The sequence below is a fragment of the Anabaena sp. UHCC 0451 genome, from assembly GCF_034931405.1.
In the GTDB taxonomy this organism is placed as follows: Bacteria; Cyanobacteriota; Cyanobacteriia; order Cyanobacteriales; family Nostocaceae; genus RDYJ01.
The window spans coordinates 59,814-62,187 of the sequence record NZ_JAYGHA010000025.1; the positions used below are offsets into that span (position 1 = coordinate 59,814).

The following is a 2,374-nucleotide window of genomic DNA, read 5'->3' on the forward strand; positions in this document are numbered from 1 at the left end:
GATTTTTTCAAAATTCAAATATGAGTCCTATATTTGGGTTGTTGACTTTTTCCGTGGGGCGCGGTAGTATTCTAATATAATGGAGTGTTGGTAAAATTTTTAAAAAGCTTATGTGCCATTATATTAAAGATGCTATACAGCATAGCACGCACCTGGAGAAAAATCAACCCTTTACAATACGGGTTCTTTCATTTTTTTCCTGTTAAATTAAATACATAATAATTACCCATTTCCAAAAAATAAAAGGCAAAAGGCTGAAGTTTAAATTTCTCTTTCATCCTTTCACCTTTTCATTTAGTTAGAGTTGTTAGCTCGCGCATCCTTGACGGCCGCAATGAAAAATAAGACAGTCAGGGGAATGCTCAAAGCTAGAATAATGGCAGTAGTTTGGACACCGAAATCAGGTTGTCCAGAACTGAGTTCAAAAACAGAACCAACAGCAGCGATCGCTGTAAAACAAGAACCGCCTAAAAATAAACCGCTTTTTGGAGTTAAATACACAACTAGACCACCCTACACTACTGGTTTTACGGCTTGATATGAGAAGCCATTTTTAGATAGTTCCTCTGCCAAAGTCAAGGAATTTTCTACACGATCCACAAATACCACACCATTTAGGTGATCCATTTCGTGTAAAATACATCTTCCCAGCAAATCATCAGCTTTTAATGTTTTAGGACGACCATATTCATCTTTATAGGCAATTTCTACAACCTGGGGACGTTTGACATCCAAATAAACTTGAGGGATACTTAAACAACCTTCTTGAGCTACACAAAGCTTACTGCTAACCTGTTTAATGACAGGGTTAATCAACACTAGCGGTGGTACATCTGGTTTATCTGGTTCACAGTCAATCACAATCAGTTGTTTATTAATTCCGACTTGGGGTGCAGCCAAACCAATACCATCCTCGCTGTACATAGTTTGCAGCATCTCCCGCACCAGTTGGCGAAGTTCATCATCTATTTTTGTTACCCGCTTTGCAGGTTGACGCAGAACGCGATCGCCTAAATAATGAAGCTTCAAAGGTGGATTTTTTAACTTTTTCTTCTCTACAGCAATATCAGAGGGCATGATTCTCGTGACTTAATGGTGAATGTCTTACTAAATATAATTCTATCGTTATTTGGTTTGTGATTGGGGACTGGGGACTGGGGACTGGGGACTGGGGACTGGGGAGATGGGGAGATGGGGAGGTAGGGGAAGAAACGATTTTTACCAATGCCCAATGCCCAATGCCCAATGCCCAATGCCCAATGCCCAATGCCCAATTACCAATTACCAATTACCAATTACCAATTACCAATTACCAATTACAAAGATGTTGAAATTTTTTACCAAACTAGATTATCTACTCAAAGAAACTTTTCTGGGGTTACTGCGGGGAGGTTGGATGAATTGGGCAGCTGTCAGCACCGTGACAGTGTTACTATTTTTATTTGGATTAAGTCTGCAAACTTCTTGGCAAGTAGAAGGACTCCTCAACCAGTTCGGTAGTCAGTTGGAATTATCGGTTTATCTGGAATCTGGTATTCAAGCAGTCAATATTCAACCAATGATAGCAAATATCCCTAATGTGGGGGGAGTAGAAGTAATTACCAGAGATCAAGCTTGGACAAAGTTAGTAAAAGAACTAGGTTTGACTGATATTGAAGGTGCGAATCAACAACTAGGGGGTAATCCTTTGGTGGATGAAATCAAGGTAAAAGCGGCAAATCCCCAAGTTGTACCCGATTTAGCCACACAGTTAGCAAAAATTCAAGGTGTGAATGTGGTGCAGTATGTAGATGAAGCTGTAAAACGTATCGCCCAACTACATCGGGGTTTAAATTGGCTGACTTTGACAATTACCATTATTTTAACTTTAACTGCGATCGCTGTCACCACAACTACTATCCGCCTCATTGTCATGGCGCGTCGTCGGGAAATTGAAATTATGCAATTGGTAGGTGCTACTACTGCTTGGATTTATTTACCATTCCTTTTACAGGGAATCTCTTTTGGTTTGGTTGGTGGAGCGATCGCTTGGAGTTTTATTTCTGTTACTCAACAATTTATCAACCGCTTACTAGCCAATCAACCTGAGTTTATCCAATTTATTAGCAACGGTTTACAGCTGTCTTTTTCCCAAACCTTGCTATTACCCCTCATTCTCCTGGGTTTTGGTGCAACTGTCGGGTTAATGGGTAGCTTATTCGCTGTCCACCGTTTTGCTAACAGGTGACAGGTGAAGAAGCAGGGGTGCAGGATGCAGGGTGCAGGGGGAAGTTATTTATATTTTTCCCAGTCCCCAGTCCCCAGTCCCCAGTCCCCAGTCCCCAGTCCCCAGTCCCCAGTCCCCAGTCCCCAGTCCCCAGTCCCCAGTCCCCAA

The 2,374-nt window shown here is 41.6% G+C and carries 3 protein-coding genes; 1 reads left to right on the top strand and 2 read right to left on the bottom strand.

From position 1 onward, the window contains the following. Positions 1-294 precede the first annotated feature (294 nt). Both VB694_RS17620 and def read right to left on the bottom strand, forming a co-directional pair. The gene (locus VB694_RS17620) at positions 295-501 is read right to left on the bottom strand and encodes a hypothetical protein (RefSeq protein WP_323361633.1); all 207 of its coding nucleotides are present in this window, start codon (positions 499-501) and stop codon (positions 295-297) included. A 12-nt stretch (positions 502-513) separates the two neighbouring features. Continuing rightward, positions 514-1,077, bottom strand: a complete 564-nt coding sequence (def, locus tag VB694_RS17625) for a peptide deformylase (RefSeq protein WP_323361634.1) — start codon at positions 1,075-1,077, stop codon at positions 514-516. Positions 1,078-1,324: 247 nt separating this feature from the next. Between def and VB694_RS17630 the strand changes: the two genes are divergently transcribed. Further along, positions 1,325-2,227: an ABC transporter permease gene (locus VB694_RS17630; RefSeq protein WP_323361656.1), complete on the top strand. Its 903-nt coding sequence runs from the start codon at positions 1,325-1,327 to the stop codon at positions 2,225-2,227. Positions 2,228-2,374 lie beyond the last annotated feature (147 nt).